This window comes from Pseudomonadota bacterium (assembly GCA_016719885.1).
Classification (GTDB): Bacteria; Pseudomonadota; Gammaproteobacteria.
Genome location: JADJYF010000013.1, coordinates 24,119 through 49,899, shown reverse-complemented (window position 1 = coordinate 49,899; position 25,781 = coordinate 24,119). Strand labels below are relative to the sequence as shown.

The following is a 25,781-nucleotide window of genomic DNA, read 5'->3' as shown; positions in this document are numbered from 1 at the left end:
GGCGCCGTCGCGCCGCCGTCGCGCCCGTGGATTGATTGACGTCAGCGCCGCGTGTCGCGCCATGCTTCAGGGTGAGGCTTGGCTGCGTGCGCGGTCCGCGAAATCCGTTAATCCGATGTCCCGGGTGTTACAATGCGGTGCGTTCGAAGTTCGCCACATCATGATGGCAACGTGTCGCCGGGCGCCCGCGCCGCGGGTGTTGCTTGCGGCGCGAGCGACGAATTCCATGACGCGATTGGGCGTGCCGACGCCGATGGGCGGCGACGGCCATGGCAGCATGGGCGGGCGGATCCTGCGGGTAAGACAAGCGTTCAAATGACAAGAGGGTGGGGACATGGTCAGCGGCGCTGAGCAGCGTCGTTTTGCGCGCCTGCCGATCAATCTCGACGGGTTGATCGGCATCGCCGGGCGTACGCCCGTGCCCTGCACGGTGCGTGACTTCTGCGTCGGCGGCATGTTCATCGCCGCCGATCCCGCGGCCTATGCCAACCTGCCGGCCAACGCGTCGGCGATGCTGTTCTTCGCGCTGTTCGTCGACGGCGTCAAGCAGGACTTCCAGATCCAGCTCGATATTGCGCGCGCGGTGGCCAAGGGCATCGGCGTGTCCTTCGTCAACCCCGATGCGAAGGCGGTGGAACTGCTCGGTCACCTGGCGGCGGCCAGCGCGCCGCCGCCGGCGCCTGCTGGCGAGGCCGCCCTGGGCCGCACGCAACAGCGCTTCGCACCGGAGTTCGCGGCCCTCTCGGGGCCGATGGCCAAGCTGTGTGCCGAGCATGTGCGTCACCTGTGTGAGCGCTTCGTCGAGCGCGTCGACGAGGTGCTGTTCCTGGCCGCGCGCGACGCCGGCAACAACGTCGATCAGAACCGCCTGCTCGATGCGCAGCGCGAGATCCGCGGGCGCAAGCAGCGCATCATCGAAGCGGTGCCGAGGCGGGTCGAGACCGGTGTCGCGATCCTCTCGGATCCGCTCGCCGAACTGGACAAGGATCCGAAGTCGGTCGGTCTCGCCGACCTGTCGCTGGTCGACAAGGACGAGTTCGAGGAATTCCTGGTGATTTCCGAGATGGTCTCGGAACTGGAACCCGAATTCTCCGAGCCCTTGTTCGCGTTGGGGCGGCGCTTCAGCTACCTCGCCAATCGTGACGTCGATCTGGGCTCCATGCCGATCAGCCCCGGCGCGCTGTGCAATGCGATTTCCGAGTGCCTGAAAGGTCTGCAGTCGGACCGTCGCGCCACGGCGCGCATCTACAAGGTGCTGCACGAGGTGATGTCGGGCAATCTCGGGCGCTTCTACGACGAGGTCAATGCGCTGCTCATCGCGCACGACATCCTCAAGGTCATAGAAAAGGACAAGCCGGTCGCCAAACGGCGCGGCGAAGCCTCGGCGAGCTTCGATGCACCGCTGCCGGAAGCCGATACGCCGGTGTCGGTGGAGCCGGGCGACGACGCCATGCTCGACCTCATGCCCGGCCCTGATAACTACCAGGGCCGTGCGCCGGCCCCCATGCCGGACCGGCGGGCGCACCCTACGCGGTGAGCGCTGCCATGCCGAGCATGCCGAGCGCATCAGGCGTGCCCATGGCCCCGCCCGCCACCGCGCCGCCGCCGGGCGGATCGCCGCACTTCGCCGCGGGCCAAGCCGCCGCCATGCCTGGCCACGTGGTGCGGGGCGCTCAGCCGAGCGTGCCGGCGGGTGGTTACGCAGTGCAGGGCGCGCCGCCCAGCGTGCCGGCGGGTGGTTACGCAGTGCAGGGCGCGCCACCCAGCATGCAGGCGGGTGGTTACGCGGTGCAGGGCGCGCCACCCAGCATGCCGGCGGGCGGTTACGCGGTGCAGGGCGCACCGCCGAGCGTGCCGGCGGGCGGTTACGCGGTGCAGGGCGCATCGCCCAGCGTGCCGGCGGGTGGTTACGCGGTGCAGGGCGCACCGCCGGCTTGGCCTGCGGACGCCGATCCCGCATCGTTGGCACCGGGCGCTGCAGTAGCCGGCGCCCAGACCATGGTGAGCGCGGCGGCGCCCGGACACGTCGTGAGCGACGGTGGCGGCGGCATGCATGGCACTACCGGTGAATTCTTCGGGCTGCCGGCGGGCTGGGTGACCAGCGGCATGCGTTATTCCGCGCCCAGCATGCAGCAAGGCTACTCCACTGCCCAGGCGCAGCTCGCGCTGCGCCGCCAGCTCAGCCCCGACGCCGGCAGCGACCTCAGTGAGTCCTTGCGCATGCGCGGCGACTACAGCCGCACCCAGGTCCTGGATGGCCTGTCCGATCTCCAGCAGGACTATGCCAATGCCCAGGCGCCGGCATTGCTGGATGTCGCGGATCTGAAACGGCGCATCACCGACGCCCTGATCGGCGACGGCGCGCCACGCAAGCTCATCGGTGGCGAGGCCGCCGATGCCATCGAAGTGGTGGCCAATCTCTTCAGCGCGTTGTTGCACGACGCCTTCATCGCCAAGAGCGCCAAGAGCCACCTCACGCGTCTGCAGCCGTCGGTGCACCGCGCGGCAATGCTCGACCAGGAATTTTTCGCCTCGACCCAGCACCCGGTACGTCAGCTGGTCGACCGCATTTCCCAGGTGCGTGACGGCAAGGGCGAATCCTTCCAGCGCCGCAACGAGCGCGTCGAGGAACTGGTGGTGCGCGCCAATCGCAGCTTCATCGACGACGTGGACGTGATCGCGCCGCTGGTCGCCGAACTCGACGGTATCCTCGGAGAGCAGCGCGCCGAATACGATCAGAACGTGCAGAGCGTGGTGGCATCCTGCGAGCAGCAGCAGCGCGTGCTCGACGAACGGCGTGGCCAGTCGCTGGAGGCCACCGACACCACGCTGGACCGCGCCAATCTGCCCGAGGAATGGAATCGCTGGCTCGACCGTTCGCGTGAACTCGAGATCGGCCAGCAGGCCATGATGAACGCCAATTCGGCCAATCCGAGCCTGGTCAGCCTGGTGTGGAAAGAGCCGCGCAACCATCTTTTCGTGTTCGTCGACGAAATCGGCAACAAGGCCAGCACCCTGACCCTGCAGCAGGTCGCGATGTACCTGCGCCGCGGCATCCTGCGCATCCTCGAGCACGAGGTCGAAAGCGCGCCGCTGGAGCGCGCCATGCTGGGCGTGGTCGATCAACTGCACAGCCAGGTCGAGGAGCAAGCCACGCGCGATGCGCTGACCGGTTTCCTGCTGCGACGTTTTTACACGGAAGCCATCGATGCCGCCCTGGCCGGCGGCGACGTCGGCGGCACCAAGCACGCGGCCTGTTGCCACATCTCGATCGAGAACCTGAAACAGGTCAACGACGAATTCGGTGTCGAGACCGGCGACGGCCTGCTGAAAGCGGTGGCCGACGCCTTGCAACAGTCGCTGCGCGTGAAAGGCCTCGTCTACGGGCGCCTGAGCGGCTCGGAGCTGGGCGTGTATTGGCCGACCGGCGGCGTGCAGGCGGCGCACAAGAAGCTGCTGGCGGCCTGTGAAGCGTTGAAGGCCGTATCGCTGGTGTTGGACGACAGCGTGCCGGACGACGGCGACAAGACCGTCGAACTCAGCGAGCAAGCGCTGTCCAGCGCCGAGACCGTGGTCAGCGCCATACGCGCGGAAGTGGTCATCGGCCTGTCCGGCAGCGACGATGCCGTGGTGCAGGCCGAGGGTCTGCTCGGCGCGGCGCGCGACGCCTGCGAGACAGCGCGCGCCAGTGGCAGCGGTTCGTTGTTCGTGGCCGGCAGCGAATCCGAGCAACGACGCGCCCTCGAACAGATGGTGGCCTATGCCGGCAAGGCCCTGGAGCGCGAGCGCCTGGTATTGCTGGCGCAGAGCGTCGTCTGCCTCACCGACAGCAGCGTGCCGCCGGCCTTGCACGTGGCGGTCAGCGCGCGTGACCGTGCCGACAAGTCGATTCCGGCGCAGCTGTTCGCCCCGGCGCTGGCGCGCGCCAAGGGCGCGGCGGACATCGACATGTGGAGCTTCCGCCAAACCCTGGCCTGGATGCAGGGCCACGAAGACGAACTCGAACGCTATGCGGTGGTGATCGTGCCGCTGTCGTCGGCGTCCATGAAGAACGAAAACCTGCCCCAGCAGATCATGACCGAGTTCATGGAAACACCGGTGCCGCCCGGCAAGATCTGTTTCGAGATCCCCGACCGCGACGTGGTGGCGAACCTCGCCGAGGCCGGCGATCTGATCACGACCCTGCGTGAATTCGGCTGTCGCTTCGTGCTCGATGAATTCGGCAGCGGTCACGACAACTACGATTATCTCAAGCGCCTGGAAGTCGACTACGTCACCATCAAGTCGTCCTTCGTCAACGATGCGCAGAAGAACCCCAAGGACTTCGCGATGGCCAAGTCGATCAACGAGTTGGTGCACTTCATGGGCAAGAAGACCATGGCCAAGCAGGAGCGCGGCCTCGATCTCGCGCCGACCATGCGCGAAATCGGCGTCGACTTCCTGTACGACCTTTGTGAGCAGGCGCAGCTCGCGCCGTAAGACCAGGGATTGCCATGAACCAGGACAACATCCCGGACAAGATCGGCAAGTACGACGTCGTCGATGTGCTCGGCAAGGGCTCGATGGGCCTGGTTTACAAGGGCCATGACGCCTATGTCGACCGCGCGGTGGCGATCAAGGTCGCCACCAACACCGATGCCGAGGACGATGGCGAGAGCATGGCCAAGCGCATGTTCGTCAACGAGGCGCGCTCGGCCGGGCGGCTCGATCATCCCAACATCCTGAAGGTCTACGAGGCCGGCGAGGTGCAGGGCACGCCGTACATGGTGATGGAGTTCATCAACGGCGGCGACACCCTGCGCACCTACTGCAAGCCGGACACACGGCTGCCCCTGAAGACCGTGATCAAGCTCATCCGCCAGTCGGCGGACGCGCTCGATTACGCCCACTCCCAGGGCGTACTGCATCGGGACATCAAGCCCGCCAACATCATGTTGACCGAGTCGGGCGTGGCCAAGCTCGGCGATTTCGGCATCGCGCGGCGCATGGGCGTCGACCAGACCCAGATCATCGGCTGGTTCGGTTCGCCCTTGTACATGTCGCCCGAACAGGCCCAGGACAAGGAGCTGACGCCGCAGTCGGACCTGTTCTCGCTGGGTTCGGTGTTCTACGAAATGCTGGCCGGCACGCCGCCGTTCGCGGCCAAGGGCCTGTCCAGCCTGATCCAGAAAGTGGTGTGCGAGGAGCCGCCGCCGCTGACCGAGGTGTGCCCCGAGATACCGGAAATCGTCTGGCGAGTGGTCAGGAAGATGCTGACCAAGGATCTCGCCGGCCGCTACAAGACCGGCCACGAAATCGTGCAGGACCTCGACAAGCTGCTCGAGGCGCTGGAACGCTCGCCGATCATGCTCAGCGAGGACGAGAAGCTGGCCAAGATGAAGGATCTGGCGTTCTTCGCGCAGTTTTCCAAGAACGAATTGAAGGAAGTGTGCAAGGTCGCGAGCTGGCGTAATTACATCGGCGGCGAGGCGGTGTTTTCCGAAGGCGACAAGGAGCGCGCTTTCTACGTGCTGGCGGAAGGTTCGGTGTCGGTCTCGATCAACGGCACGCGGATACGCGATCTCGACGCCGGCGAATGCTTTGGCGAGATGGAATACCTGTCCAATACCGGCCGCACCGCGAGCGTGGTCGCCAATCGTGACGCGACCATCATCAAGGTCGACCGTGACTTCAAGGAATGGGCGTCACTGCCAGGCCAGGTGCGTCTGAATCGTGCGTTTCAGGAAGTGCTGATCGAACGCCTGCAGGCCACCAGCAAGGCCCTCGCGCGCGCGCTGCGCTGAGTTCGTCCGTCGCCGGCCGCGCCGTGCCTCAGTCGACGGCGAAGCGCAGCCAGGCTATCGCGCCCCACACCGCCACCATCACCAGCGCGGCGAGCAGCACCGCCGCCGCGGCGTAATCCTTGGCGCGTCCCGACAGCTCGTGGTAATCGGTGCTCACGCGATCGCTCAGGGCTTCGATGGCGGAGTTGAACAACTCCGTGACCATCAGCATCAGCACGCTGCCGATCAGCAGGGCGTAGTCCAGCACATCGCGTCCCACCCAGAAGCTGAGCGGCAGCAACGCCGCGCCGAGCATCACTTCTTCGCGGAAGGCGGTTTCGAAGCGCCATCCCAGTAGCAGGCCGCGTAGTGAGTTGCCGCAGGCGCGGAGCATGCGCCGAAGACTGTGGCGTGAGCGGGTCATGGGCAGGCGCGGCGCGGCGCAAGACGGTACGAACGGAGACCGAGCCTGGCCCGGCAAGCGGCGTGGGCGATGGACATGGGCGCTTGGAAAATACTCGGCGTGGGGCAGGCGGCAGTATAGCCACAGCGCAGCATGATGCCGACCACGGGCAAGCCCGCCGCAGGGCTTGCGGACCCGCGTCGCCTGTATATACTGACAGCTGTTTTTATATACAGGTTTCGTCATGGTCACAGGACTCACGGCCCGCCAGGCGGAAATCCTCGCCCTCATCCGTCGCAGCGTGCAGCAGACCGGCATGCCGCCCACGCGCCAGGAAATCGCCGCCGAACTCGGTTTCCGTTCCGCCAATGCCGCCGAGGAGCATCTGCGCGCCCTGGCGCGCAAGGGCGTGATCGAACTCCTGCCCGGTTCCTCGCGCGGCATACGTATCGCGGGCGATGCCGCCAGCGCCGCGCAGGGTCTGCCGATCATCGGGCGGGTCGCGGCCGGACAGCCGCTGCTGGCGCTCGAACATATTGAAGACCACTGCGCGATCGCGCCCGAGCTCTTCAAGCCGCGCGCCGACTACCTCTTGCGCGTCACCGGCATGAGCATGCGCGACGCCGGCATTCTCGATGGCGATCTGCTGGCCGTGCATGCCGCGCGCACGGCGCGTAACGGGCAGCTGGTCGTCGCGCGTATCGATGATGAAGTGACCGTCAAACGCTTTCGCCAGCGCGGCAGTCGCATCACGCTGCTGCCGGAAAACCCCGATTTCGCCCCCATCGAGATCGAGCCGGGCGCCCGCGATTTCGTTATCGAGGGCCTGGGCGTCGGGGTATTGAGAACCCACTGGCAATGAGCCTCGACGAGCTCTTGAAGCGTGCCTGCGTATGGCGCGCCCGCGGCGGCGTTGCGACGGCCGCCGGCATGGCCAGCGGCCATGCGGCCCTCGATGCGCTGTTGCCGGGAGGCGGCTGGCCGCGCCATGGACTGACCGAGATCCTGTCGTCCGACATGGGCATCGGTGCCTTGCGACTGGTGCTGCCGGCGCTTGCCCGGTTGAGCCACGAGGGGCGCTGGATCATCTGGGTCGCGCCGCCCCATGTGCCTTACTCGCCCGCGCTCGCGGGGCACGGCCTGGATCTGACCCGCGTCCTGGTGGTGGACCTGCCGGGCGACGACGCGCGCACCCGCGTGCAGGCGACATGGGCTTTTGAACAGGCGCTGCGCTTCGATGATTGCGGCGCGGCCTTGTTATGGCTGGATGCGCTGCCCAATCTGCGCCTGCGTCGTTTGCAGCTGGCCGCCGAGACCGGCTCGACCTGGGGGGTGGTATTCCGTCCGGCGCAGCACGCGAGCCAGCCGTCCCCCGCGCCCTTGAGACTCGAAATCGAAGCCTTGGCCGAGCCGCTGCCCGGCGCGCCCGGCCGTCCCGCGAGCGTGCGCGTGAAATTGCGCAAGGCGCGGGGAGCCCGCACCGGTTTGCATTGCCAACTGCAACTATAAAAAAGGAAATGAGCCATGCCCCGTTTATTGCCCTCCATGTCCCCCCATGCCGCCGCCATGCCGGCCGCGATGCGCGCGGTCGGCGACGTTCGTTCGGCCGTCAGGACACTGCCCGCGAGCGCGCTGTGGCTGCATGTCCATCTGCCGCAACTGCCACTCGAAGTGCTGACGCGCGGCATGGCCCAGCATCGGGCCTGCGTGCTGGTGCAGGGGGAGGGCAGTCGTCGCAAGGTGCTGATGGCCAATACGCGGGCCGCCACCCTGGGTATCCGTGCCGGCATGCCCTTGGGCGCCGCCCATGCCTTGGGCGATATCGTCGAACTCGAGCGCAATGCACGGGCCGAGCAGCAGGCTCTCGAGAATCTCGGGGTGTGGGCGATGCACATGACGCCGCTGGTGAGCCTGGCGCCGCCCGATGGCGTGCTGCTCGAAGTGCGCGGCAGCCTGGGCCTGTTTCATGGCCTCGACGGTTTGCTGGCGCGTTTGCGTCAAGGCCTCAAGCAGTTGGGTTATCGCGCGCAGTACGCGGTGGCGCCGACGCCGCTGGCGGCCACCTTGCTGGCGCGCGGTTCCAATCGCACCGTGGTGCAGGATGAACATGAGTTGGGGCGCCATCTCGGCGGCTTGCCGCTGGAGGTGTTGCGCCTGTCACCCGCCGAACAGGAAGCCCTGCAGAGTATCGGCGTACGTACCCTCGGCGAATGCCGACGCCTGTCGCGCGCCGATCTGGCGCGACGTTTGTCGCCCGCCCTGCTCGATACTTTTGACCGCCTGTATGGGCAGGCCCGCGACCCGCGCGTGGCCATGCCTGCCCCGGAAGTGTTCGACGCCGCGGTCGAACTGCCCTGGGAAGTACGCAATGCCCAGGCGCTGGTGACCGCCGGTGAGCGACTGCTGCTGCAGTTGCAGGGCTATCTGCGCGCCCGTACCGCCATGACCCGCCGCCTGCGCTGGCGACTCGCCAATGGCGCGCGCGACGAGGAACGCTTCGATATCCATCTCACCCAGCCGACGCGTGATCACGATCACATGCTGCTGCTGCTGCGCGAGACGCTCATGCGCATGACGCTCAAGGCACCGGTAACCGCAATGGAATTGAAAGTGGACGAACTGGTGTCGGGCAACCCGACCATCGGTGCGGACCTGTTTGGCGTCCGGCATCACGCGCAGGGCGAGGCTTACGCCAATTTCATCGATCGGCTGCGCTCCCGCTGCGGTTCGGAGGCGTTGCGGGCCATGGAACTGCAGCCGGACCATCGTCCCGAGGCCGCCTGGCGTTGGCGCGAAAGCGATGAGCCGGTACGCAGGGGCGGCACCAAAACTCTTTTTTCCGACGGATTGAACACACGCCCCGTGTGGTTGGTCAGAGAGCCCGTCACCTTGTCCACCCAGCATGGCATACCTCAATTCGACGGTCCTTTGCGTTTGGTTCCCGCCCGTGAGCGCATCGATACCGGATGGTGGGATGAACGTGGGCTGGCGCGTGACTACTTCATTGCCAGGACCACCCGGGGCAGCCGTCTGTGGGTCTATAAGGAGCTCGATGGGGAACAGCGTTGGCGCTTGCACGGCGTATTTGAGTGAGCCGTCGAGCGGTCTTCGCACTGCATCACACCCTTTCGATCATGCCCCTCCACGGCCGCGCCGAACGCCGTGGAGGGCGCCGAAAAAGCCCTCTTCCGTGGGATTCCGGTATTGCGCCGATACCCCCACCCAGCCCCCGACCATGACAAACGCGTTGCACGAAGTGCTAACTAGGGGGCAAAATCGGCCCCGGAATGGGGGAAGCAGCACCGAACACCTTGCCTCGTGCATCGTTCTGGGGAGGACGATGCCGGTCAGCGGCATTTTGTCTAGATATTGCGGGTTTAATTTAACTATCTCACTAATGTTACGAACCGGTTATAATCTCGGCCGCTGCGTCAGGGGGGGCAACCCAGTCTCGCTCGGGTTTGTCGATTCAGTCCGTACAATTCAACTCGAATCATGATGAAAGCCACGATAATCAACAACATATTGCCGCTGCGCAACGCCGATTTCGCGACCCTGATCGACGCGCTCGAATATGCCGCCCAAGGCGAGGCTGGATACAACTTCTACGATGGACGTGGTGAGCTGTTTGCCGTTCTGAGCTACGCCGAGCTGCGCATCCAGGCCCAAGCCCTGGCGCGCCGTCTGCGCGGCCTGGGCTGCAAGCGCGGCGCGCGCGTCGCCATCGTGGCGGAGACCGAACCGATGTTTCATCGGTTTTTCTTTGCCTGTCAGTACGCCGGCTACATTCCCGTCGCGCTGCCCGCCGGCTTCCAGCTCGGCGCGCGCAAAGCCTATGTCGAACAACTCGAGCGCATGCTCGACAGCTGCGGCGCCGACATCGCCGTCGCCCCCGAATCCCATGTCGGTTTCCTGCGTCAGGCCGTCGAGCGCCTGAACCTGGTCAAGGCCGGCACTCCCGACGAATTCGATCTGCTGCCGGAACTCGACTGCGAACTCGAGCCGCTGCGCGCCGACGAAACTGCCTATTTGCAGTACACCTCGGGCAGCACGCGTTTTCCGCGTGGCGTGGAGATCTCCCAACACTGCGTGATGACCAACCTGCGCGACATCGCCGTGCATGGTCTGAAAATCACCCGTCAGGACCGCATGGTCGCGTGGCTGCCGCTCTACCACGACATGGGCCTGGTGGGCTTCGTGCTGCTGCCGCTCGGCAGCCAGCTGTCGGCCGATTACCTCAGCCCGCGCACCTTCGCCATGCGCCCGCGCCTGTGGCTGAAGGTCATTTCCCAGAACCGCGGCACCATTTCCTCCAGCCCGCCGTTCGGCTACGCCTTGTGCGCCAAGCGTCTGCGCCTGACCGATCAGGACCGCTATGACCTGAGCTCCTGGCGCGTGGCCTGCGTGGGCGCGGAACGTATTCATCCTGAGCCGCTGCGCCAGTTCGCGCACGTGCTCAAACCCGCCAAGTTCGACCCGCGTGCCTTCGTGGCCTGCTACGGCATGGCCGAATGCGCACTTGCCATCAGCTTCGCGGAACTCGATGCCGGCATCAGCTCGATCAAGGTCGACAAGGAAATCATGGCGACCGAAGGTCGCGTCGAGATCCCGTCCGCGGCCAAGGCCGACAAGCCGGAAGAGACCCTGACCTTCGTCGACTGCGGCGAAATCCTGCCCAGTTTCGAAATGGCCATCCGCGACGACGCCGGCAACGACCTGCCAGACTACCAGTGCGGGCGTATCTGCCTGCGCGGCCCGAGCGTCATGCAGGGCTACTTCCAGAACCCGACCGCGACCGCCGAAGTGCTGTCCGAGGACGGTTGGCTGGATACCGGCGACATCGGTTACCGGGTCGGTTCCCACGTGGTGGTGACGGCGCGCCGCAAGGACGTCATCATCGTCAACGGCCGCAACATCTGGCCGCACGACCTCGAGTACGTGGCGGAAAGCCTGCCGGGCGTACGCTTCGGCAATGTCTCGGCGTTCTCCTTCGCCGATGACGCCGGCACCGACCAGGTGGTGATCGTGGTCGAGTCACGCGAAACCAACCCGGCCAAGATGCGCAGCCTGATCGATGAACTGCGCTCGCTGATCAACACCCATTTCGGCATCACCTGCCACATCGACCTCGTGCCGCCGCGCACCCTGCCGCGCACCTCGTCCGGCAAGCTGTCCCGTTCCAAGGCCAAGCAGGATTTCCTGGCGCGCTCGCAGAACGTGATCGGCAGCGCGGTCGCGGGTGCGCATGGATGAAGACCGTCGGCTGAAATCGCCCATCGCCCTGAGCGGGGCAACGGGATTCATCGGTCGCGAGCTGCAACGCCAACTACGCGCCGCCGGCATGCCGGTACGCGCGCTGGTCAGACCGAATACACGCCACGCCGCTCACCTGCTGCCGGACGTCGAGCGCTGCCTGCTGAAGCTCGACGACGAGCGCGCCTTGACGATGGCGCTCGAGGACGTCAGCGTCATCGTCTACTGCGCCGGTTCGGTGCGCGGTGCGGGGCCGGCCGACTTTGCCGCCGCCAACATCGAAGGCCTGCGACACGTATGCCGCGCCGCCGCGCGGTTGCCGAGTCCGCCGCACGTCGTCCTGATCTCCTCACTTGCAGCCACCCGTCCGCACCTGTCTGATTACGCACACAGCAAGTTCGAAGGCGAGCAGGTGCTGAGGGCGAGTCCATTGCCCTGGACAATTCTGCGCCCGCCGGCGGTGTATGGCCCGGGCGATCAGGAAATGCTGCCGCTGTTTCGCGCCATTCGGGCCGGTCTCGCGCTGATCGTCGCACCGCGTGCGCAGCGCCTGTCACTATTGCACGTGGAAGACCTGGGGCGCGCGGTGTTGGCGTGCGTTACTCACCGCGATCGCTGCACCGGCGCGACGTTCGAACCGGACGACGAACAGGCCGGCGGTCATGGCTGGGCGGACATCATCGCCTGTGCGCGGGGTGCGATGCCGGTGCTGCAGTTGCCCGTGCCGCGCGCGGTCTTGGACGTCATCGCGCGCGCGAATCTCGTGCTGTCGCGCGTGTTTCGCTATGCGCCGATGTTGACGCCGGGCAAGGTGCGCGAGCTTTCGGAGCCTAGCTGGCTCTGCGATAATTCGCGCCTGCGCGCGGTTACGGGCTGGGTGCCAGAGGTGTCGTTGCGCACCGGCATCGCGCGTTTGTTTGGCCAATAGCCTGGGTGTGCGCCCTTGGAAATACGACGTGATGACTGAACAGACGGTCGAAGAGCAATTGATGGGCTTGCTTGCAAAGAGCCTGGACGCCGATACGGCGCTGTCTCCCGACACCAACCTGGTGGGCGACCTGGGCCTGGAATCGATTCAAGTCATCGAGTACCTGTGCGAAGTGGAAGACCACTTCGATCTTGCCATCGACGAAGCCACGCTGGCCGACGTGCAGACCATTGCCGATCTCGCCGGCGTCATCAAGAAACTCCAGAAGGGCTGAATCCGATGGGGTTGCTGGACAAGTTCGAGACCGCGCGCCAAACCCGTGACACGCTGAGTGCGCTGCCGCTCAATCCGACCGACGTCGTGATCGAGGAGGTCGTGAGCGCCACCGAGGCCATCATCCACGGCCGCCGCACCATCATGGCGGGCACCAATAATTATCTTGGCCTGACTTTCGACGCCGACGCGATCGCCGCCGGCCAGGCCGCCCTCGCCGCGTGCGGCACCGGTACCACCGGCTCGCGCATGGCCAACGGCACCTATCGCGATCACCTGCTGCTGGAAGCAGAGCTGGCGGCGTTTTTCGACACGCCTTACGCGATGGTGTTCTCCACCGGTTACTCGGCCAACTTGGGCTCGCTCGCCGCGCTGCTGGCGCCCGGCGATCCGGTGCTGCTCGATTCCGAAGCGCACGCCAGCCTGTTCGACGGCTGCCGTCTGAGCGGTGCGGACATCTTCCGCTTCAAGCACAACGATGCCGACAGCCTCGCCAGCCGCCTGCGTCGCCTGGGCGAGCGCGCGAGCTCGGCCCTGATCGTCGCCGAAGGCCTGTACAGCATCCGCGGCGACTGCGCGCCGCTGGCCGAATTCGCGGCGGTCAAACGCGAGTTCGGCGCTTGCTTGTTCGTCGACGAGGCTCATTCGCTCGGCCTCTACGGCGCCCACGGGCGCGGACTGGTCGAGCAGGAAGGCGTCGAGGCCGACACCGATTTCATCGTCGGCACCTTCAGCAAGAGCCTGGGATCGATCGGCGGTTTCTGCGTCAGCAAACACCCGGAACTGGCGTTGTTTCGCTACGCGAGTCGCCCTTACATTTTCACCGCCTCGCCCTGTCCTTCGGTAATCGCGACCACGCGCGTCGCCTTGCACAAGCTCGGCACGCGGCCCGAACTGCGCGACCAGGTGTGGGCCAATGCCCATCACCTCTATGGCGCCCTGGCCGAACTCGGGCTCGATCTCGGGCCGCATGTCAGCCCGGTGGTGGGCATTTCATTCCGCGAACGGGAAACCGCCTTCGGCTGCTGGCAGGGCTTGTTCAATGCAGGCGTGTACACCAATCTCATCCTGCCGCCGGCGGCGCCCGATGGCGGCAGCCTGATCCGCTGCAGCATCACCGCCGCCCATACGCCGGCCCACATCGACGCCATCATCAGCGCCTTCGACGGCGTGTGCCGCGAACTGCGCGTCGGACGCTACGCGGCGAGCTGATTCACGCGGCGGGCGTGAGCGCGCGCCGCACCGCGAAGGCCATGCCGAGCAGCGTGACCAGCGACATGGCGACCGTCGCCACGCCCGGGCCGGTCACACCCAGCGCCGGAGTCAGGCCCTGAAAGGCGGCGATGAACACCACCGAGGCCACTACCTGCACCGCCAGCATCGCCTTCGCGCAACCGAGCGCGTAGCCGGCCGGGCGCAGGGGCGAGGCCGCCATTTCAAGCGTGGCCGCCGCTATCAGCCAGGTGAGCAGGCCGGCCGCCGGCACGTAGTTCTCACCCACCGCCAGTTTCAGCAGCGGCGCGCCCAGCCACAGCGAGGCCACCGCCAGCAGCAGCGCCGGGATGCCCATCATCGCTGCCATGCTCACCACCACCTTGTTGAAGGCGTCGTCACGCCGATGGCGCAGCCGCGCCAGGTCGGGATAGATGGCCTGGCGTACCAGCAGCGCGGGCTTGGCCACGACGTTGGCGAACTCGCGCGCGATGCGGAACATGGCCGCGCCATGTGGACCGAGCAACGCACCGGCGTACAAAGTGCCGAGGGATTTCGGCACGAGATCCAGCGTCGCCTGCCAATAGATGACGTTGAGGAAACTCCAGATGCCCGGATGGCTGCGGCCCATTTCACCGAGGTCCAGCGGGCCGCGCAGGCGCCGCCACGACATGCGCGCGAACACCACCCTGGCGCCATACCAGGAGGTGCCGAGGTACTGTGTGAACTGCGCGGTGGCCCATACCGCGGCGATGGTGCTGACACTGGCGGCGCCGAGTTGCGTGACCAGCACCACGCCGGCCAGGCGCCACACGCTGGAAAACACCTGTACGTGGCTGATGGCATCGAATCGATCGAAGATGCGCAACGAGCCGCTGGCCGTCGCCGTGCCGGAGCCCAGCAGGATCAGGCTGTACCCCATGGCGACGGTGGTGGTCGACGATGACCAGCCCATCAGCGGCCCACCAAGCCAGGCCACCAGCACCGCGATCATCGTGCCGGACAGCGCGCTGACGGCATCGAGCGCCAGCGACACGCGCAGCAGGCGCGCGAGTCCCTCCAGATCGTGATCGTCCGCCAGCGCCACGCCATAGCGCACGATGGCCTCGAAGGGCTTGATGTTGCAGAAGCCGCGCACCACCAGCACGTAGGCGCTGATCATCGCCACCACGCCGAAGTCTTCGGGCCCCAGCGCGCGAGCGCTGAGCAGGGTCGCGATGAAGCCCAGTACGCCGCCGGCGGCGCGTCCGCTGGCCAGTACCATGAAATTCTGCAGGACGCGTTTCAGCGCCGGTATTTGCAACCAGTCGCGCAACATCAGCGGAAACCACCGCGCCGGTACAGCCGCCACAGCACGCCCCAGCCGAACAGCAGCGGATGGCGACGCTGCAAAGGGGTCGGCTCTTCGACCACGCCGGAGTGACGCGCGACTTTCCACACCACGTAGTCGAGCGGATCGTTGAAGGTGAAGGCGGCCTTCAGCAGGCGCGCCACCGAGAGAAACTTTCCGAGCCGGCGTCGACGTTGCCACTCGTGCCGCAGGCGCGTGGCGGCGAGCGCTGAGGGCGTATGGCGCCAACGCTTAGCGTCGTCCTGTACCAGACCGAATTCACCGGCCAGCGCAGCGAGATGCGCATCGAGCGTGTCGCCGTAGCAGGCGTACAGGCGCGCCGCGGCTGCCGGATCCTCGGCGCGCAGTTCGGCGCCATAGCTCAGTGTGAACGCATGGCGCCACGCCGTCTCGCTGTCGAAGGTCTCCGGCAGGCTGGCGATGCTGCTGGTGAGCACGCGGCGCGCGGCCGCGAGGCCGAGCTTGCCGATCCGCTCGCGCACCACCTCGTCACGCGCGAACAGCACCACGAAGGGTTGCGCGAAGCGCGCCCAGAAATAGCAGTGGAAGTCGTGCTCGATCGACCGCGCGAAATGCTCGAGCGTGACGGTCGCGAACTTCGCCGCCTGGCGTGCCTCGCCGCTGCCGAGCGTGACGTGATAGACGTTGGGCGGCAGCGCGCGGTTGGCCAGCCCTTGCAGGCGCGGCAGCGCCGCGTAGCTGTCCAGCAGAACGTAGAAATCAAGCACCGTGTCGCGCTTGCCACGCAGGTAGGAGCCATAGGCGAGCACCGCGACGAGGTGCGCGCCGAAGCGCGCGGCGAAGTGCTCGACGAAAGCGGCAAGCGTCGGATCGTTTTCGCTGACGCTGCCCGCGCTCGACTCAGCCATAGGCACCGCGGGTGCCGGCGAAAGTGCGATAGGCCTGTGCGTGCACGGTGGCGGCCGCCGGGTCGGTCAGCCACGAGCGCAAGGGACCATGACGCAGGCGTTCGAGCGTGGCGTAGGCGAGGCGCAAGGCCATCACCGCGCTGCTGCCGGCGGTCCACAGCGCGACACCGTAGAAAGCCCAGTCGGGGCGACCCGCCAACACGCATGCCGTCATGATGATGAGGCAGGGATTGCGCCGCGCGGTGACCAGGCGGAAATAGGCGTCGAAGGGACGCCAGGCAAACATGCTGCAACTGCCGAGCGCATGGAACAGCGCTTCCAACGCGCGCCCGGCGATATAGCCGCCGATGATCAATTGCACCATCAGCTGCCCGGTGTCCGGCGCGATGCTGGCGCCGAGTCCCGTGCCCCACAGCACGTACCAGAACGGTGGATGGACGATGTCCATGCCATGGTCCAGCCAGTGGCCGAGCTTGCTCGATTGCACCGTGACGCGCGCGAGCTTGCCGTCGACGGTGTCGAGCAGGGTCATCAGCCAGCCGCATGCGAGGCCGCTGACGAATGCGCCATGGGCGAACAGCCAAGTGGCGGCCAGCACCAGCAGCAGGCCGGTGACGGTGACCATGTTGGGCGTGATGCCGGCGTTCGCGCACCAGCCGACCACGCGACGCGCGGGGCGCGGCCACAGCCACTTGGTGACGAGATCGGTGATGCCCTTGTAGGCGTTGCCGTAGAGCACGCTCTCCAGCGCGTCGCGCTGTTCTTCGCGCATCGGTTCCAGCAGCGGCGGTTCGACACGGCGCAGATGGTCGTCGTAATGTTCGAGCTCGGCCGGTCGCAGAAGACGCGCATCCGTCGGGCGCGTCGCGCTGGCGGTGGTCAGGGCCGCGGCGAATTCGGCGGCGCGCGCGCCGTTCGCGATGGCGCCCGCCAGGCCACCATCGCGTGGGCATTCCAGCAACGCATCTTGCTGCCTGGCGAGGGCGCTGATGGTGCGTTGCTCGAACAGGTAGCCGGCGTGTACCAGCAGCACGGTGTCGGTGGCGCTCACGGCGCCGAGTTCGGTGACGATGGTGGTGAAGCCAGCGGCGCGTAGTTGGCGCGTCAGGCGTTCACGCGAACTCAATCCCCACAAGCGCAGCGGATGGTCTCCGAGTATGCAGGCGATGCTGGCCATGGGATATACTGCGCCCTCGATTTTCGTTGAGTAAATCCTTGAATTATAGAAACTTCAGAGATCCTCGGTAAAGGCTTGTGAGCGTTCGTCTGCTGCATCTTACCGACCCGCACCTGAGTTCTCTCGGTGACGTTTCGCCGTGGGGCCTGCGCGGCAAGCGCCGTCTCGGATTTTTGTCCTGGTGGAGCAAACGGCGACACCACCTGCGCGCCGAAACGCTCGCGCGCGTGACACGCGCCGCCTGTGGCGAGGGCGCCGACCTGGCGCTGGTGACCGGTGATCTCGTGCACATCGGCCTCGCCTCGGAGCTGGTCGAAGCGCGCGCCTGGCTCGACACCCTGGCGGTCAGCCAGCCGGTGGTGCTGGCGCCCGGCAATCATGATTGCTACCGCGCCGACACCGTGCTCGGCATCGAACAGCAGTGGTCCGCCTACCTGCACGGCGACGAGGGCGCACACTTCCCGCGCCTGGTCGAGCGTGACGAGATCTCGGTCATCGCCCTGTCCTCCGCCGAGCCCATGCCGTGGTGGTCGGCCGGCGGACGCGTGGGCGCGGCGCAGCTCGAGTCACTGGCGCAAATGCTCGCGCAATCGTCGGGCCGTTTCCGCTGCGTGATGCTGCACCACGCGCCCCTGCCCGGGCAGGCGCCGGCGCGCAAGGATCTCGCCGATGCCGTCGAACTCACCGCGCTGCTGCGCCGGCATCAAGTCGAACTGGTGCTGCACGGTCATCTGCATCACAACGCCACACGGGTGGTCGATGAGCGCATGCGGGTGATGGTGTCGGCGCCGGCCTCGAGCGCGGTCGCGCGCAATCCCGCCTCCTACCGCGTGTTCGAGATCCGGCGTGACGGTGCGACCTGGCAGGTCGACTGCGCGCTCAAGTGCGAAAGCGCCGAGGGCGTCATGATGCTCCACCAGCGCGAGCGCTGGTCGGTGCCGGTGTTGTGATGTCAGGCGGTGCGGCTGATGCCGATCACCGCCAGCAACAGCAGCAGCGCCGACGGCGCCAGCGCGGTCGGCGCCGGTGGCAGGTCGAGCAGCGTCGAGAGATGGCTCGTGATCTGATCGAAAAGATAAAAGCCGATGCCCGCCGCGCCGCCCAGCACCACGCGCAGGCCCGGCGTGCGGCTTTGCAGGCTGGCCAGCACGAAGGGCAAGCCCAGCAGGGTCATCGCGAACAGCGCGGTCGGCAGCGCCAGCTGTTGCCATAGCATGGCCTGGTAGCGGCGCGTGTCGACGCCCGAGCCTTCCATTTCGTGGATGTAGGCGTAAAGGTCGAACACCGACAGCGCATGGGCCGGCGCGATCAGCGTCGCCATCTGTTCGGGCGTCAGGAAACTCTGCCAGCTCAGCGTGGCCATGCGCTTGTGCTGCACCGAGTCTTCGCCCAGCACGCGTTCCTCGACGTCGTGCAGCAGCCATTTACGGTCGTCGACGATGTCGGCCTTGTGCGCCTGCAGGAGGCGTTGCAGGCGCCCGCGTACACCGAGCTCATAGATTTCGATGTCACGCGGTATGCGGCCGAAGTCGACGCCGCCAACGCGGATGAAGCGGTTCTCGTGGCGACTCCAGAACTCGGCGCCGCCGAGCGCGGTCTGCGGCAAGGTCTTGGAGCGGTATTCCTGGGCCTGGCGTTCCACCTGCGGAATGAGCGTCGCGCGCGCGACCATGGCCACCACCACCACCATCGCCATCAGCATCAAGAGCCCGCGCGCGATGCGCCACGGCGACATGCCGGCGGCGCGCAGGGCCAACAGTTCGCCGTGATTGGCCAGCGCGCCGAGACCCAGTACCGACGCCAGCAGCGCGGTCACCGGCAGCAGGTCGATGATGCGCGTCGGCAAGGTCAGGATCACGACCGCGATGGCATCGACTGTGGTGAAGCTGCCCTGGCCGACCTCGTCCAGTTCATCGGTCAGGGCCAGGAAGCTGAACAGCACCAGCAGCAGGACCAGCACCACCGCCGCCGCTTTCAGGAAATTGATGACGATGTAGCGGTCGATGAGCGTCATGGCGTCGGGTCGTTTGGATGGCTGTCGTTCAATGGCTGCGCGCGAACGGTGTCGAGTGCCAGATCACCAGCAGCGCCGCCGCCAGTAGCGCCGGCACCCACCAGATGCTCGGCGCCCATTGATGTTCGACCCAGGTGCGACCGAGGCCGAGCAGGTTGTAGTAGATGGCGTACACGCCGAGCGCTATCGGCAGGCGCGCGAAGCGCGACTGCCGCGGACGGGTCTCGGCCAGGCCCAGCGCCACCAGCGCCAGCAGCAGCGTGGACAACGCGGTCGACAAGCGCCATTGCAGCTCCGCGCGGTCTTGCGGGTCGTGCGAAAGCAGCAGCGCGGCGGTCGGCTCGGACTTGGTGCGGTATTCGCGCTCGAGCGTACGTGCGGCCTTGATCGAGAGCGTCAGCGTGGCGAAATTGCCGTAGAAATCCGAGCCGCCGGCCACGTTCTTGTAGATGCTCGCGTCCGCCAGGGTGAGGCGATGCCGGTCGGGTGTGGCGAAGGGGTGCAGGGTGCCGCTCGGCGCCGACATCACCACCACGCCTTCGCCGCGCCGTTCTCGAATGAACACGCCGGACAGCGCGCGCCCGTCACGGCTGATGTGCTCGACGTAGACCGCGCGGTTGTTGGCGTCGTAGAGGTAGAAGCGCTGGGCCTTGATGCGATCGAGTTCGGACGACGCGTCGGCTTGCGCCTTCAGTTCGAACATCGCAGAGTAGGCCCACGGCCTGACCGTGAACGAAAATGCGCCGACCGCGGTGGCGAGCAGCAGGCTGCACAGGAACAGCGGCCGTTGCAGGCGCCGCCGCCCGTAGCCGCAGGCCTGCATGGCGGTCAGCTCGGCATGGCTGTTCAAGCGGCTGAAGCCGACGATGAGGCCGAAGTAGAGCGCCAGCGGCAGTAGCACTTCGAGCGCGATGATCGACTTGTACAGCGTCAGCAGCGCGACCTCGTCGGCGCGCAACAAACCGCCGGCGGCATCGGTCAGAAAGCGGGTCAGGCTATAGGCCAGGAACACCACCGTCAGCGCAGCCGCAACCGCCGCGAAGCTCGCGCCGATTTCACGTAACAGGTAGCGATCGAGCACCACGATGGTCAGGTCAACGAGTTTGAACGGCGTCCGGGTCGGCGGCAGCCGGTATCATGGGCAGCGTAGGCGGGCCGTGCAAGGCGTGAGTGCGTGCCTGTGCCTCGCGCTGCTTGCCGTGGGCGCCCGCGCCGACGATGCGCACGACCTCGCGGACACCGTCATCGCGCGCGCCCAGGAAGCGTGGGAATCGGACAACGGCGACGTGATGTTCATCCGCGGCGACCTGCAACTGCGCGGCTCGCATTGGCGCATCCATGCCGACACGGCGCGCGTCGAAGGCAAGCTCGGAGATCCCAGTCGCGTGGTGGTGGAGGGCGCGCCGGCGCGCATCATCGTCACCGGTGACGATCCGAGCCAGCCGCTGGAAGGGCAAAGCACGCATCTCGATTTCGATCCGCGCGCCAAGCTCATGCGCCTCGAAGGCGCGGCCACCATCATCAAAGGCAAGGAATCGATCAGCAGCGAGTCCATTCGTTATTCATTGGACCGCAAGACCTTCGAAGCCGGCACCCATGGGCGGGTCAAGGTCGTGACCACGCCTCACCGCAAGAAGAAGTAGCGCGCTCAGGCGCCGCGCGACGGCCAGTGCGAGCGCAGGCTCGCGCGAATGGTGTCGTTGGTGGCGTCGTCGGTGGCGTTGATTTCGTTGAGGCGCGGTGGTCCCGGCCACGCCACGTCGGTGAAGTCCTGGCCGGCGCACGCACGCGTTGCCGCGTAGCGCGGCAGCACATGGAAGTGCACGTCCGGGTCGACCATCATCAGCATGAGATAGTTGATCTTGTCGTGGCTGAAGGCGGCGCCGAGCGCCTGCTCGATATCCTTGCTGACCGCCACCAGCTCCGCGCCCGCCGTCGCCGACAGCGCACCGAAGCTCGTCACCGCCTCCTTGCACACCAACACCAGCGCGCCGAGCGTGACCTGCTGCGGTCGCAGCAACACCACCCAGTGCGCGTATTCCGCCACCAGCGACGCGGGGTAACCGAACTTGCCCATGGTGGCGTTCATGCGCTCATCCTGCCTTGCCGGCCGACGCGGCGGGGGACGGATACCAGGTGGCGATCACCGACGCGGCGCGCTCGAGATCGGCGCGGTCGTCGATTTCGCACCACGACAGGCCGTCGATGGGACAGGTCGCGACGAGATCCTGATCGGCCAGTTGGTCGACCGCCGCGAGGTACCACTGCTTGAAGCCGGTGCCGTGGCGCATCATGTAATCGAGCTGGGCGGCGAAACGCGCCGGCCCTTCGCGCCGGAAGGCCATCATGCCTATCGATTCGCCGTTGACCTGGGCGCGATCGAGCTGCTTGCCGACGCGACGCAGACGGCCATCGCTGACGATGACCTTCATGTCGTCGTCGTCATAGCTGGCCTTGCTGTCGGTCACCAGGGTCACGGCCGCGCCGACGTCGTTGGCCAACAGGCGGCGCAGGATGGCGGCCTCGAACAGGGTGTCGCCATTGATGATGATGAAATCGCCCTGCATTTCCGGCTTCGCCACCCAACAGGTGCCGAGGTTGTCGCATTGCGCGAAGAACGGGTTGTAGAGCGTGCGGGTGGGCACCAGGGTCTGGCGCGCGACGATGTCTTCAATGACGTCGGCGGCGAAACCGGTCACCACCACCACTTCGTCGACGTCGCACTGCGCGATCTCGTGCAACTGCCACTCGAGCACCGAGCGATCGGCCACCGGCAGCGCCGATTTGGGTTTGTCGGCGGTCAGCGGCAACAGCCGCCGGCCCTGGCCCGCGCTCAGGATGAGAGCTTTCATTTGACTGGATTTCCGGAAATTTCGTGGCGCCTCGCCGAGGCGCGGCGACTCTAGCACGAAAGCACCGGGGCGACGACCCGGGACCCGCTCAGGGCGCGCCGCGCTTGGCCGCCACGCGGCGGTTCCAGTCGGCGAGGTTGCGCAGCGGGTCTTTCACGTAATGGGTGGCCTGCATGAGGCGCAGCACGAAGGCATTGAACCAGGTGCCGACGGTGTCCATCGGCCGGTCGATGTCGATGAACAGCACCGCGCGGAATTCGCCGGTGTCGTTGCGCACCTCGTGCTCGTAGGTGTCGTCGAACAGCATCAGTTCGCCTTCGCGCCAGTTCAGGATCTCCTGGTCGACGCGGATCCAGCAGTTCTTGTAGTCCTCCGGCACGCGCAGGCCGAGATGGCACCGCACCAGCGCGCGGGTCGGGCCCTTGTGTGGCGGAATGTGGTAGCCGGGCGCGAGGATCGAAAACCAGGCATTGAGCAGGCCCGGAATGCTGGCCAGCAGCGCCGCCGTCTGCGGGCAGGCCTGGCAGTTGTCGCTGACCGGCTGGCCGAAGATGTATAGCGCGTAGGTCTTCCAGTTGGTGCCCTTGGAGATGCGCGCCTGGTCGGGCGCGATCTGGTGAAACGACGGAATATCCTCGGGGTGTTGCCACACGGCGTCGAACTCGGCGCGGATGGCGGCGGTGCCCGCCGCCAGGCGCGGCATCCAGTCGAAGGTTTCGTTGGGCAGCACTGGCGTGGCCGGGATCAGCGAATGGCGGCCCTGGAAATCGGTCACCGATCGCAGGAAGGCTTTGCCCAGTTTGTGCACCAGGGCCCGGACCCAGGTTTTGCGATGCGCGCCCGGCGCGACGGTGTCATTCACTGCTCAAGATCTCCTCGGCGAGCGCGAGATCGGCGCTCGTATCGACATCCACCGCGGCGCGCGCGTTGTCCACCGCCACGTGGGCGATGCGACAGCCGGCGCGTGCCGACAAGGTTGCGAGTGCCGTGGCCAGGCTCAACGAGCCGCTGAGGTATTTCAACAGCAGGCCGGCGCCCAGGCGACTCGCCATGCGCCATGGTCGCTTACGATCCGCTTCCAGCGCTTGCCATAGCTCAAGTGCGTGGCGTCCGGCGTGGGTGCGCAGCGCGAAAAGGTTGGACCCGCACCAGGCGCTGTCGCTGAAGCGCAGCACGGTGCGCTTGGATTGCGGAAAGCGGCCGCGCACCACGGCGTGCGGCACGAGGCCGACCACGAAGTCGGCGCCGCTGGCGGCGGCCGCGGCGCAGAAGCGGTCCACCACGCCCGCTTCCAGGAGCGCGTGATCGCCGGTGGTCAGCAGCAGGGGATACTTGCCGAGCGCGCTCGCCGCGCGCAGCGCGCTCGCCGACGGCCCCTTGAGCGGCTCCAGCCAGCGGAAATCACCGATGGCCAGCAGTTCGCGCAGCACGTCGTTGTCCTTGACGACTTCCTGCGCGGGGCCCACCAGCAGGCCGCCGTCGACGTTGTGGCTGGCGCGCAGGGTGGTGATGACACGCGCCAGGCAGGCTTTGCCCGCCACCGGCACCAGCACACCGGCCGGCAGGTGATGTGCGCGGGCGAGGGCGTTGCCACCCGGGCGTTCGCCGGCCAGCACCACGGCCGGCCACGGCAGCGATGGATCGCGGGCGCCGGCGCGCGGCAACCACGGCTGCGTGTCGTTGCGCTCGGCGCGGGTCACTTGAGCGCTTTCTCGTACAGTCGATAGCGCTTCGATTGGCGGCCGCCGAGGATGTCGATGATGTTCTTCATGGCCTCGTTGTTCTCGAGGATCCACGACATCTCGACTTCCTTCACGCCCTTCGATTTGCCCGGCTCGCGCAGCGCCTCGACCACCGACAGGGCCAGGCCCGGGCCGAAACGCGTGTGATGGAATTTGCGCCTGACGCCCATCAGCGGAATGCGGGCGGTGGTCGGGTAGCCGAACTTGAGCCGCTTGATGAGCTTGGCCCAACCGAAAGGCAACAGCTCGCCGTTCAGATCGGCAATCGCTTCATTGAGGTTCGGCAGCAACACGATGAACGCCACCGCCTCGCCGTCCATCTCGGCGATCTGGATGAAATTCGGCGGGATCAGCATCAGCATCTCGTGGCCGATGGTGCGAAATTCGTCATGGGTGAACGGCACGAAGCCCCAGTTGTCGGCCCACGCGTCGTTGAAGATGTCGCACACGGTGTCGAGATCGGCGTCCTTGCGCCGCGTGTCGAGCGGACGAATGTTGACGCGACGTTTCAGGCGTTCGAACAGCGATGCCATCACCGGCGGCGGCTGGAAGTGCGAACTGATGAGATAGGCGAACACGTCGACGGCCTTGGCATAACCCTGGCGTTCGACGTGGGCGCCGTAATAGGGCCGCGCATGGCCCATCATGAAATAGGGCCGGGTGTCGAAACCCTCGACCAAAAGGCCGACTTCCTGGTTGATATTGAGGCTGAACGGCCCGCGCGCGCGTCATGCCGCGACCGCGCAGCCAGTCTTCGGCACGCGCGAACAGGGCGTCGAACACCGCCGCATCGTCCTGCGCGTCGAGAAAACCGAAAAAACCGCTGGCATCGGCGTAACGCTCGAGATGCAGGCGGTCGACCTGGGCCGAGATGCGGCCCACCGCGCGGCCGTCGCGATAGGCGACAAAGCCCTGCCACTCGAGATGCTTGAACACCGGGTGCTTGGGCGCGAGCGCATCCTTGCGTTCCATTTTCAAGGGCGGCACCCAATTCGGGTCACCGGCGAACACCGTCCATGGCACGTTGACGAAATCGTCGAGAGTCTGCTTGTCGGTGACGGGGGAGAGGGTCAGGCTGCCGGAGCCGGATGAAGCCATGTTGTTACCTGACGCGCGCTGAGACCCGGCGCATGGTAGCCAATGCATGGCGGTGAGGAAACCTTGGGCGGCTGTCGTGTCGTGGCGCCGAGCGCGCGGTCTATACTCCGCCATTCATTCCAAGGGGGAGCCCGATGAAACCGCTAGTTCCGCAAGAATACGTTCAGATCCAGAACCTCGAATGGCAGCCCTTTCCGGAGGCCTTCTCCGAAGGCGGCATCCGCTGGAAGCTTTTGCATGTGTCGCCGGAATTGGGCGCCTGGACCGCGATTTTCGATTGCCCCACCGGCTCGTCCTTCGCCAGCCATATCCACGTCGGGCCGGGCGAATACCTGTTGACCAAGGGCAAGATGGAAGTGCGCGGTGGCGTGGACGAGGGCGGCGCGACGGCCCTGGCGCTGGGCTACGGCTACGAGTCCTGCGGCGCGCGTCACGACAAGACCTACTTCCCTGAGCCGAGCGAGTTCTACATGACCTTCCTCGGGCCGCTGCAGTTCATCAATGCCGACGGCAGCCCGCGCGCGGTGGTGGGATGGGAGCAGGCTCAAGGCCTGTGGGCGTCCCAGACCGGCCAGGCCTGAGCCACGCTCAAATGCGCAATCACCCGCGGGTTGCGGGTGATTGCCAAGCCATCATCAGTGCACGCGGCGCGCATGCATCACGCCGCGTACGCGGCGATGGCAGTGGCAACTCGGGAGTTCTAGGGCGAATCCGACGGGTGTGAGAAGATACCCGTCGTTGGTGCCGAGGAGAGGACTTGAACCTCCACGGGGTTTCCCCCACTGGTACCTGAAACCAGCGCGTCTACCAAATTCCGCCACCTCGGCAAGAGGTGCGCAATCTAATC

23 protein-coding genes, 1 tRNA gene and 1 pseudogene are annotated in these 25,781 nt (G+C 66.4%); 13 read left to right on the top strand and 12 right to left on the bottom strand.

Annotated elements, in window-relative coordinates:
* The first annotated feature begins 334 nt into the window (after nucleotides 1-334).
* The 3 genes from IPM80_14590 to IPM80_14580 are packed head-to-tail and all read left to right on the top strand — an operon-like array spanning nucleotide 335 to nucleotide 5,783.
* Nucleotides 335-1,537 (top strand): DUF1631 family protein, encoded by a 1,203-nt coding sequence (locus tag IPM80_14590; GenBank protein MBK8959615.1) that lies wholly within the window; start codon nucleotides 335-337, stop codon nucleotides 1,535-1,537.
* Nucleotides 1,538-1,578: 41 nt separating this feature from the next.
* Entirely contained in the window at nucleotides 1,579-4,479 is a 2,901-nt protein-coding gene (locus IPM80_14585; protein MBK8959614.1) for a DUF1631 family protein, read from the top strand.
* A gap of 14 nt (nucleotides 4,480-4,493) precedes the next feature.
* Complete coding sequence (locus tag IPM80_14580; protein MBK8959613.1) at nucleotides 4,494-5,783, top strand: protein kinase; 1,290 nt, start codon at nucleotides 4,494-4,496, stop codon at nucleotides 5,781-5,783.
* 28 nt (nucleotides 5,784-5,811) lie between these two features.
* On the opposite strand, the gene IPM80_14575 is transcribed toward IPM80_14580, so the two are convergent.
* Nucleotides 5,812-6,186: a diacylglycerol kinase gene (locus IPM80_14575; GenBank protein ID MBK8959612.1), complete on the bottom strand. Its 375-nt coding sequence runs from the start codon at nucleotides 6,184-6,186 to the stop codon at nucleotides 5,812-5,814.
* Between the two features lie 223 nt (nucleotides 6,187-6,409).
* On the opposite strand from IPM80_14575, the gene lexA reads away from it, so the two are divergent.
* The 7 genes from lexA (at nucleotide 6,410) to IPM80_14540 (ending at nucleotide 13,831) form a co-directional block, all read left to right on the top strand.
* A complete protein-coding gene (gene lexA / locus IPM80_14570) occupies nucleotides 6,410-7,027 on the top strand; it encodes a transcriptional repressor LexA (protein ID MBK8959611.1) in 618 nt (205 codons plus the stop codon).
* The gene (imuA, locus tag IPM80_14565) at nucleotides 7,024-7,674 is read left to right on the top strand and encodes a translesion DNA synthesis-associated protein ImuA (protein ID MBK8959610.1); all 651 of its coding nucleotides are present in this window, start codon (nucleotides 7,024-7,026) and stop codon (nucleotides 7,672-7,674) included. Before lexA ends, imuA begins: the two co-directional genes overlap by 4 nt.
* A 15-nt stretch (nucleotides 7,675-7,689) precedes the next feature.
* Nucleotides 7,690-9,258, top strand: a complete 1,569-nt coding sequence (locus IPM80_14560; protein ID MBK8959609.1) for a DNA polymerase Y family protein — start codon at nucleotides 7,690-7,692, stop codon at nucleotides 9,256-9,258.
* 405 nt (nucleotides 9,259-9,663) lie between these two features.
* Complete coding sequence (locus tag IPM80_14555; GenBank protein ID MBK8959608.1) at nucleotides 9,664-11,418, top strand: fatty acyl-AMP ligase; 1,755 nt, start codon at nucleotides 9,664-9,666, stop codon at nucleotides 11,416-11,418.
* Nucleotides 11,411-12,346, top strand: coding sequence for an NAD(P)-dependent oxidoreductase (locus tag IPM80_14550; GenBank protein MBK8959607.1), 936 nt, complete (start codon nucleotides 11,411-11,413; stop codon nucleotides 12,344-12,346). Before IPM80_14555 ends, IPM80_14550 begins: the two co-directional genes overlap by 8 nt.
* Nucleotides 12,347-12,374: 28 nt before the next feature.
* Nucleotides 12,375-12,620, top strand: coding sequence for an acyl carrier protein (locus IPM80_14545; GenBank protein MBK8959606.1), 246 nt, complete (start codon nucleotides 12,375-12,377; stop codon nucleotides 12,618-12,620).
* Nucleotides 12,621-12,625: 5 nt separating this feature from the next.
* Nucleotides 12,626-13,831, top strand: a complete 1,206-nt coding sequence (locus tag IPM80_14540; GenBank protein MBK8959605.1) for an aminotransferase class I/II-fold pyridoxal phosphate-dependent enzyme — start codon at nucleotides 12,626-12,628, stop codon at nucleotides 13,829-13,831.
* 1 nt (nucleotide 13,832) lies between these two features.
* Here the strand turns inward: IPM80_14540 and IPM80_14535 are convergent, their stop codons facing one another.
* From IPM80_14535 to IPM80_14525, 3 genes are read right to left on the bottom strand one after another with little or no spacing between them, the layout of a single operon-like run.
* Nucleotides 13,833-15,149: a lipopolysaccharide biosynthesis protein gene (locus tag IPM80_14535; GenBank protein MBK8959604.1), complete on the bottom strand. Its 1,317-nt coding sequence runs from the start codon at nucleotides 15,147-15,149 to the stop codon at nucleotides 13,833-13,835.
* Nucleotides 15,149-16,051 carry a hypothetical protein gene (locus tag IPM80_14530; GenBank protein ID MBK8959603.1) on the bottom strand — a complete coding sequence of 301 codons (903 nt, stop codon included), beginning with the start codon at nucleotides 16,049-16,051 and terminating at the stop codon, nucleotides 15,149-15,151. The genes IPM80_14535 and IPM80_14530 overlap by 1 nt, the downstream gene beginning before the upstream one ends.
* Nucleotides 16,044-17,228: a CDP-alcohol phosphatidyltransferase family protein gene (locus IPM80_14525; GenBank protein ID MBK8959602.1), complete on the bottom strand. Its 1,185-nt coding sequence runs from the start codon at nucleotides 17,226-17,228 to the stop codon at nucleotides 16,044-16,046. Before IPM80_14525 ends, IPM80_14530 begins: the two co-directional genes overlap by 8 nt.
* A 77-nt stretch (nucleotides 17,229-17,305) precedes the next feature.
* Here IPM80_14525 and IPM80_14520 point away from each other — a divergent pair, with 77 nt between their 5' ends.
* Nucleotides 17,306-18,178: a metallophosphoesterase gene (locus IPM80_14520; protein ID MBK8959601.1), complete on the top strand. Its 873-nt coding sequence runs from the start codon at nucleotides 17,306-17,308 to the stop codon at nucleotides 18,176-18,178.
* A gap of 2 nt (nucleotides 18,179-18,180) precedes the next feature.
* Here IPM80_14520 and lptG read toward each other — a convergent pair whose 3' ends face one another.
* A complete protein-coding gene (lptG, locus tag IPM80_14515; protein ID MBK8959600.1) occupies nucleotides 18,181-19,242 on the bottom strand; it encodes an LPS export ABC transporter permease LptG in 1,062 nt (353 codons plus the stop codon).
* A 28-nt stretch (nucleotides 19,243-19,270) separates the two neighbouring features.
* A complete protein-coding gene (lptF, locus tag IPM80_14510; protein ID MBK8959599.1) occupies nucleotides 19,271-20,326 on the bottom strand; it encodes an LPS export ABC transporter permease LptF in 1,056 nt (351 codons plus the stop codon).
* Between the two features lie 73 nt (nucleotides 20,327-20,399).
* On the opposite strand from lptF, the gene IPM80_14505 reads away from it, so the two are divergent.
* Nucleotides 20,400-20,885: a hypothetical protein gene (locus IPM80_14505; GenBank protein ID MBK8959598.1), complete on the top strand. Its 486-nt coding sequence runs from the start codon at nucleotides 20,400-20,402 to the stop codon at nucleotides 20,883-20,885.
* 5 nt (nucleotides 20,886-20,890) lie between these two features.
* On the opposite strand, the gene IPM80_14500 is transcribed toward IPM80_14505, so the two are convergent.
* From IPM80_14500 to IPM80_14480, 5 genes and pseudogenes are all read right to left on the bottom strand, one after another.
* Nucleotides 20,891-21,331: an HIT family protein gene (locus IPM80_14500; GenBank protein ID MBK8959597.1), complete on the bottom strand. Its 441-nt coding sequence runs from the start codon at nucleotides 21,329-21,331 to the stop codon at nucleotides 20,891-20,893.
* Between the two features lie 4 nt (nucleotides 21,332-21,335).
* Nucleotides 21,336-22,094: a phosphocholine cytidylyltransferase family protein gene (locus tag IPM80_14495; protein MBK8959596.1), complete on the bottom strand. Its 759-nt coding sequence runs from the start codon at nucleotides 22,092-22,094 to the stop codon at nucleotides 21,336-21,338.
* A gap of 88 nt (nucleotides 22,095-22,182) precedes the next feature.
* On the bottom strand, nucleotides 22,183-22,956 hold the full coding sequence (locus IPM80_14490) for an aspartyl/asparaginyl beta-hydroxylase domain-containing protein (protein ID MBK8959595.1): 774 nt from the start codon (nucleotides 22,954-22,956) through the stop codon (nucleotides 22,183-22,185).
* A complete protein-coding gene (locus tag IPM80_14485) occupies nucleotides 22,949-23,794 on the bottom strand; it encodes an NTP transferase domain-containing protein (protein ID MBK8959594.1) in 846 nt (281 codons plus the stop codon). Before IPM80_14485 ends, IPM80_14490 begins: the two co-directional genes overlap by 8 nt.
* Nucleotides 23,791-24,934, bottom strand: a pseudogene (locus IPM80_14480) (N-acetyltransferase). Before IPM80_14480 ends, IPM80_14485 begins: the two are co-directional and overlap by 4 nt.
* A gap of 134 nt (nucleotides 24,935-25,068) precedes the next feature.
* Here IPM80_14480 and IPM80_14475 point away from each other — a divergent pair.
* On the top strand, nucleotides 25,069-25,515 hold the full coding sequence (locus IPM80_14475) for an acetylacetone-cleaving protein (protein MBK8959593.1): 447 nt from the start codon (nucleotides 25,069-25,071) through the stop codon (nucleotides 25,513-25,515).
* Nucleotides 25,516-25,673: 158 nt separating this feature from the next.
* On the opposite strand, the gene IPM80_14470 is transcribed toward IPM80_14475, so the two are convergent.
* A tRNA-Leu gene (locus IPM80_14470) sits at nucleotides 25,674-25,761 on the bottom strand.
* Nucleotides 25,762-25,781: the final 20 nt, after the last annotated feature.

Bases quoted from the DNA above. Each gene is read 5' to 3' on its own strand.
- IPM80_14580 (MBK8959613.1), top strand. From the start codon at position 4,494: ATGAACCAGGACAACATCCCGGACAAGATCGGCAAGTACGACGTCGTC.
- lptG (MBK8959600.1), bottom strand. From the start codon at position 19,242: ATGACGCTCATCGACCGCTACATCGTCATCAATTTCCTGAAAGCGGCG.
- IPM80_14575 (MBK8959612.1), bottom strand. From the start codon at position 6,186: ATGACCCGCTCACGCCACAGTCTTCGGCGCATGCTCCGCGCCTGCGGC.
- imuA (MBK8959610.1), top strand. From the start codon at position 7,024: ATGAGCCTCGACGAGCTCTTGAAGCGTGCCTGCGTATGGCGCGCCCGC.
- IPM80_14540 (MBK8959605.1), top strand. From the start codon at position 12,626: ATGGGGTTGCTGGACAAGTTCGAGACCGCGCGCCAAACCCGTGACACG.
- IPM80_14550 (MBK8959607.1), top strand. From the start codon at position 11,411: ATGGATGAAGACCGTCGGCTGAAATCGCCCATCGCCCTGAGCGGGGCA.
- IPM80_14590 (MBK8959615.1), top strand. From the start codon at position 335: ATGGTCAGCGGCGCTGAGCAGCGTCGTTTTGCGCGCCTGCCGATCAAT.
- IPM80_14535 (MBK8959604.1), bottom strand. From the start codon at position 15,149: ATGTTGCGCGACTGGTTGCAAATACCGGCGCTGAAACGCGTCCTGCAG.
- IPM80_14495 (MBK8959596.1), bottom strand. From the start codon at position 22,094: ATGAAAGCTCTCATCCTGAGCGCGGGCCAGGGCCGGCGGCTGTTGCCG.
- IPM80_14560 (MBK8959609.1), top strand. From the start codon at position 7,690: ATGCCCCGTTTATTGCCCTCCATGTCCCCCCATGCCGCCGCCATGCCG.
- IPM80_14525 (MBK8959602.1), bottom strand. From the start codon at position 17,228: ATGGCCAGCATCGCCTGCATACTCGGAGACCATCCGCTGCGCTTGTGG.
- IPM80_14500 (MBK8959597.1), bottom strand. From the start codon at position 21,331: ATGAACGCCACCATGGGCAAGTTCGGTTACCCCGCGTCGCTGGTGGCG.
- lexA (MBK8959611.1), top strand. From the start codon at position 6,410: ATGGTCACAGGACTCACGGCCCGCCAGGCGGAAATCCTCGCCCTCATC.
- IPM80_14585 (MBK8959614.1), top strand. From the start codon at position 1,579: ATGGCCCCGCCCGCCACCGCGCCGCCGCCGGGCGGATCGCCGCACTTC.
- IPM80_14475 (MBK8959593.1), top strand. From the start codon at position 25,069: ATGAAACCGCTAGTTCCGCAAGAATACGTTCAGATCCAGAACCTCGAA.
- IPM80_14555 (MBK8959608.1), top strand. From the start codon at position 9,664: ATGAAAGCCACGATAATCAACAACATATTGCCGCTGCGCAACGCCGAT.
- IPM80_14530 (MBK8959603.1), bottom strand. From the start codon at position 16,051: ATGGCTGAGTCGAGCGCGGGCAGCGTCAGCGAAAACGATCCGACGCTT.